5 protein-coding genes and 1 pseudogene are annotated in these 5,076 nt (G+C 51.1%); 4 read left to right on the top strand and 2 right to left on the bottom strand.

Going from position 1 to position 5,076, the window contains the following annotated elements; all coding sequences use genetic code 11:
• Positions 1-862, bottom strand: a pseudogene (locus tag M0974_RS29825) (OprD family outer membrane porin); the annotation flags it as partial.
• 1,056 nt (positions 863-1,918) lie between these two features.
• Between M0974_RS29825 and M0974_RS29820 the strand changes: the two are divergent.
• Both M0974_RS29820 and M0974_RS29815 read left to right on the top strand, forming a co-directional pair.
• Positions 1,919-2,350, top strand: a complete 432-nt coding sequence (locus M0974_RS29820) for an HIT domain-containing protein (protein ID WP_297845471.1) — start codon at positions 1,919-1,921, stop codon at positions 2,348-2,350.
• Entirely contained in the window at positions 2,347-2,553 is a 207-nt protein-coding gene (locus M0974_RS29815) for a SlyX family protein (protein WP_297845470.1), read from the top strand. Before M0974_RS29820 ends, M0974_RS29815 begins: the two co-directional genes overlap by 4 nt.
• Positions 2,554-2,630: 77 nt before the next feature.
• Here the strand turns inward: M0974_RS29815 and M0974_RS29810 are convergent, their stop codons facing one another.
• On the bottom strand, positions 2,631-3,236 hold the full coding sequence (locus M0974_RS29810; protein ID WP_297845469.1) for a cold-shock protein: 606 nt from the start codon (positions 3,234-3,236) through the stop codon (positions 2,631-2,633).
• A 500-nt stretch (positions 3,237-3,736) separates the two neighbouring features.
• Here M0974_RS29810 and M0974_RS29805 point away from each other — a divergent pair, with 500 nt between their 5' ends.
• Together M0974_RS29805 and M0974_RS29800 are read left to right on the top strand one after the other, a co-directional pair.
• Entirely contained in the window at positions 3,737-4,210 is a 474-nt protein-coding gene (locus M0974_RS29805) for a Dps family protein (protein ID WP_297845468.1), read from the top strand.
• Between the two features lie 277 nt (positions 4,211-4,487).
• Positions 4,488-4,829: a ribbon-helix-helix domain-containing protein gene (locus tag M0974_RS29800; protein ID WP_297845466.1), complete on the top strand. Its 342-nt coding sequence runs from the start codon at positions 4,488-4,490 to the stop codon at positions 4,827-4,829.
• The last annotated feature ends 247 nt before the right edge of the window (positions 4,830-5,076 follow it).

Below are 5,076 nucleotides of genomic sequence, written 5' to 3'. Positions count from 1 at the left end.
GTATTACCGTTAATCTTCTGGAACGCCAAGGTCACAGTGTGTGCGGTCAAGAACGAGTAAGCGGCTTGCAGCGAGAACGAGTTGTTGTCGATGTTACCAAGCTTGGCGCTACCGGTATCACGTGTGAGGTAGTAGTTGAAGTCAAACGCCAGGGACTGGGTGTCAGTGATCGGCAGTACGTAGTTCACGTTGGTGTAGTACTGGTTCCAGATATCTTCCAGTTTGCCGGCATACAACGAAGCCGACAGGCTGTCACTGATACGTACTTGCCACCCGCATAGTTGATCGAGTTGGCGTGTGCACCAATAGTGCCGTACTCGGACCACAATTCGCCGTCGGCGTTCATCTGGCTTTCGCTGGATGCCGAGGTGAAGTGACCTGCTTCTACGTCCAGGCCCTTGATCTCACTGCTCATCAGCGTGACGCCGGTAGCTGTTTGAGGCAAGAGGCGGGAACCACCGATTGCGAATACAGGTGCGGTAGTCGGTTGTTGCTGACCGATTTCCAGCAAGGTTTTCGAAATACGAACTTTCAGTGCTGCGCCAGCCTTGCCATTGCTATCCTGAGGGCCGTCGGCGCCTACAGCAAGGTTGTTGGTGCCGCTTTTACCAGGGCTGCCATCAAGTTTAACTGCCAGGTAGCCGAATGCGTCAACGCCGAAACCGACAACGCCCTGAGTGAAGCCAGAGCTCAAGTTGGCACGGAACCCTTGAGTCCAGTCAACGGAGTCATGGGCGCCGTTTTTGTTGTCGCGGTTAAAGTAGTAGTTCCGCAGCAACACGTTCAGGGTTGTATCTTCTACAAAGCCCTTCGAATCAGCTTGGTCGGTAACAAAGGCTGCTGCCGATGCCAATTGAGTCATGCCCGCAGTAACTGCTAGGGCGATTGCGCTCCACTTCATCACTCTCATCGTGATTTGCTCCTTTGGTTTTTTAAGAAGAGTTGCTGCCATCCCACCTATTTTTTTATCTGGGAGGCTCTTTCTTTTTGTGTCGGCGCGAATTTATATCACGCAGACCCTATTGGCGATAGTTGCAAACCTATCCTTTCGTTAACTTTACGGCCGTGTCGCAAATGTAGGTTGTTTATGTCGCATATGCGGTACCCCCGCTATCAAGTCCCGCAACTACAACAGCGTTTTTTGAAGGCTTAAGCATAGGTTGAAACAATCTATGAACAGCCATTCAAACACTCCTTGCATCCAGCGCTTCCGTTTTCTTTTGTGTTCCAAGGCGACCGCTTTAATGCGACCAGCTTTGCAAACTCTTGTATGAGTCATAGCAACAACCGTGCACAAAGTTCGTAAGCATTCACTTTTTTTTCACATCTGGTCAATCCGCTCGTTGAAATATTTTTTAACTATTTGTTTTAAAAGGTTTTTTTGTCGTATTTTTCTTGCATGAAAATTTCACATCGCGCCTGCGGACGTGAAAAAAATCCTAAAGCGTTACCTTTCGTGGGGCGAAATTGGGTAAATCGCGGATGGGGTAGCACTGTCGTGGTGATTGGGTGAGTCGTTTTGGTGCGTGGGGTTACGGTGGTGCTTGATGTTGGGCTTAGGTTCTTGACCATAGAGCGTCTAGATGGCAGTTCAGCGGTTGTTTCTTTACGGAGAAATGACCAGGAAGCATTTGGGGGGCGTTTCAGCGTTGTGCTCATAAGGCGTTAGACTTTTTTGCCTTGACTAAAAAACTGGGTCATAACGGTGCAAATTCATGTATCGCGTACCACGCTGGTGCGTGCATCAGTTCGGCGGATGGCGATTCGCGTCGGATTGTCCTACGCGATCCGCTGATCTCTAAATCCTGATTACCCCGTGAATGGCACTCCATTCCCGAGTATCCTGCGCATTACTGCGAGGCGCTCTGCAACGTTGGAGAGTGAGCTAAAAATTAACCGATTGATCAGGAGTTCGGCGGTGTTTGTTTTAGATCCGCGTCTTGTGCAAGATACTGTGGCCATTGGGGACTTTCCCTTGTGTCGTTTGTTGTTATCCAATGATTCGAACTACCCATGGTTCATCCTTGTGCCGCGCCGGCCGGATATCATCGAACTGTTTCAGCTGGAGCCTGCCGATCAGTTGCAGTTGTGGCAGGAAACCAATGCCCTCGCACAACTTCTCAGCCAATCATTCAACGCTGACAAGCTCAATGTCGGGGCATTGGGTAACGTCGTCAGTCAGTTGCATATGCACGTCATTGTTCGCTTTCGCAATGATGTCGCTTGGCCTGCGCCTGTTTGGGGTAAGTCCCCGGCGAAACCTTATACCGGCGAAGAGTTGTCGGCCATTTACACTCGGATGCGTGAAGTGTTGACGAGTGGCTTTCGTTTTGAAGGGGATCAGACATGAGTCTTGAACAGCGCATTAATGAATTGGAGAGCCGCCAGGCTTTTCAAGATGACACCATCCAATCGCTCAATGATGTGTTGGTCAGTCAACAGAGAGTAGTAGAGCGCTTACAGTTACAAATGGCGGCACTGCTCAAGCGGCAAGAGGAAATGGGCAGCCAGTTCGAAACGTTTGAAGAAGATGCCCCGCCGCCGCATTATTGATTCAACTAGTTCAGGTGATAAAAAACCCGCGATCTCCTGAGGGAGGCGCGGGTTTTTTTACAGGTGCTACGGATATATCAGCGGCGTGGTAACGCTGCTATGACATCTTCAGCTTGCAGCCCTTTGTCACGGTTCATGACAGAGAACTCGACGCGCTGACCTTCTACCAGTACACGATGACCTTCACCGCGGATAGCACGGAAGTGCACGAAAATATCATCGCCAGAGTCTCGGGAAATGAAGCCGAACCCCTTGGATGTGTTGAACCACTTGACCGTCCCGGTATCGCGGTTGGTCATGTCGTGGCTTTGAGCGGAGGGTGAAGGTGACGATTGGTAGAAGCTAACGGCCAAATGCAGCACGACGGCAATGAAAACACTGATCAGGCTGAGGATGATCGCCGGTTGGCCAGCGATGGTTTGCAGTGGAACAAGCAGAGTCAAGGTTTGAAGGATAACGGCAAGCACCAGAAGCGCGCTGACCAGATTTTGCAGTTGATGACGTGGGCCGCGGTTCCAGTAAGGGATCACTGGAGCAAGTAGCAGGTTGAGTAGACCGAAAAGCGCCAGATAAAGGGCATCGGGTTGCAGGAGGTAAGAAGACAGCGCTTCACTGCGCAGGCTAGGGATGAAGGAAAGCAGCAGGGCCGCTGCTCCCGTTAGCAGGTGAACGATTTTCAACATTTTTAATAACTCACATGTAAGACGGATCGCGAGGAAATAGCTGACTACGTTCGGTACGCATCTGAATAAAAGGAGGCGTGCTGCACGAACGAGGGGTTCAGCCTATGCACTACATCAAAACGGCAGGTCAGTAGCGACACGCGTGTATTTAACAGCAAAGCGCAGGGCTACTCAAATCAAGTGCCTGGCTGGCGCTTGGTACTGCACTGTCGTTGGGTCGGTTCGACCCGTCGAAGGCATGCCAATACTTGATCTAGACGGGTCGTTGGGGTGGTTGGCGAATCGATATGTTTTATAGGGTGTTTTATGGCGTCGCCGTGCCCCGTCGGTTCTCAGGCGACGGCTGCTGTGGATTTTCGTTGAAAGTCGTCTGCCAGTGGTATGTCCGGGTGGGCCTTTTGTCGCAGGCCAGCGTCCAATAGGAGGCTGTGTTGGTTCGGTTCTCTTGGTAGAGTGATGCGGCACGTGTCACGTAACACCATCATATAGTGGGGAAAAGCATGACAATCGACATCGGTATCAGCGAAGAAGATCGTAAAGAAATTGTGGACGGCCTTTCTCGTCTACTGGCAGATACGTATGTGCTTTACATGAAAACTCATAACTTTCACTGGAACGTCAGCGGTCCGATGTTTCGAACCCTGCACCTGATGTTCGAAGAGCAGTACAACGAGCTAGCACTTGCGGTTGACCTGGTCGCAGAGCGGATTCGTGCGCTGGGTTTTCCGGCGCCGGGTACTTACGCCGCGTATGCCCGCCTTACTTCTATTAAAGAAGAAGAGGGTGTTCCAAGCGCTGAAGACATGATCAAACAGTTGGTTCAAGGGCAAGAAGCGATCTCGCGTACGGCGCGTAGCATTTTCCCTCTGGTCGATAAAGTCAGCGATGAGCCGACCGCTGACCTGTTGACCCAGCGCATGCAGGTCCATGAAAAAACTGCGTGGATGCTTCGTTCACTGCTCGAAACAAAGTAAGAAGCAATTCGCGGGTGACACCCTGAGTGTCGCTCGCCCATCCATTTCAATTGTTCATCCGCATCAAACAGCATAATTATTGATGACATCTCCTTGAGTCATTCGGGTTAAGACGTGTTCCTTTTCCACAATCCCCGATGAAATGTCGCTCTGTCCTACAGCTCTGAAGTGCTTCCTCTACTGGCTAGAAATCTTTCATTGGCTTTACATGCAAGTAGATTTTGCATGTGTTTGTGCTTGAGGGATTGGTGAGATGGATAACAGGGAGAGGTCAACGATGGTTCAGCGCAGTGGGCATCAGAAAAAAAATTTTAGTCGTTATGGAAAGATACAAGACGATCCTTTTGTCGAGGATTTTAATATGAATCTTGCGCGCCCCCATTCTAAGTCGGTTCGTCTGAACGGGTTGGCAACCTGCCTGCGTTTGGAGGAGGTGTACTGGGGCATTCTGGCCACTATCGCCGACGCCAATAGTTGCTCGGTCAACGCAGTACTGTCCTATGTCGATCGTGAGGTGCACTTGCGCCACGGCGGTGTAAAAAACTTTAGCGGGTTAATCCGGGTAGTCTGTGTCGCTCATCTGCTCAAAGCTGAGCCGACGGTCTTGTCGCCAGCATGATCGCGCTGCAGCGTCGGGAGGCAGCGCAGCGTGAGGCGAGACCCTCCCTGCGCAGCACACTTATGTTGTGGCGATCAGTTCGGGCGGCTGCACAGTGTCAATTTACCCTATATAATCCCCCGCCTTACTACGGGGCGCAGGCCGTCGGGTTGAACTGCACGCCAGGGTTCTTGCACTATTGAGCGAAAGCGAAGGGCGAGAGCTCCACCGAATTCCGAATTACGAGAAGCGAAAACAACATCATGAT

The sequence above is a fragment of the Pseudomonas sp. genome (assembly GCF_026224925.1).
In the GTDB taxonomy this organism is placed as follows: Bacteria; Pseudomonadota; Gammaproteobacteria; order Pseudomonadales; family Pseudomonadaceae; genus Aquipseudomonas.
The sequence above is the reverse complement of the archived record's forward strand: the minus strand, read 5'-3'. Positions and strand labels throughout refer to the sequence as shown.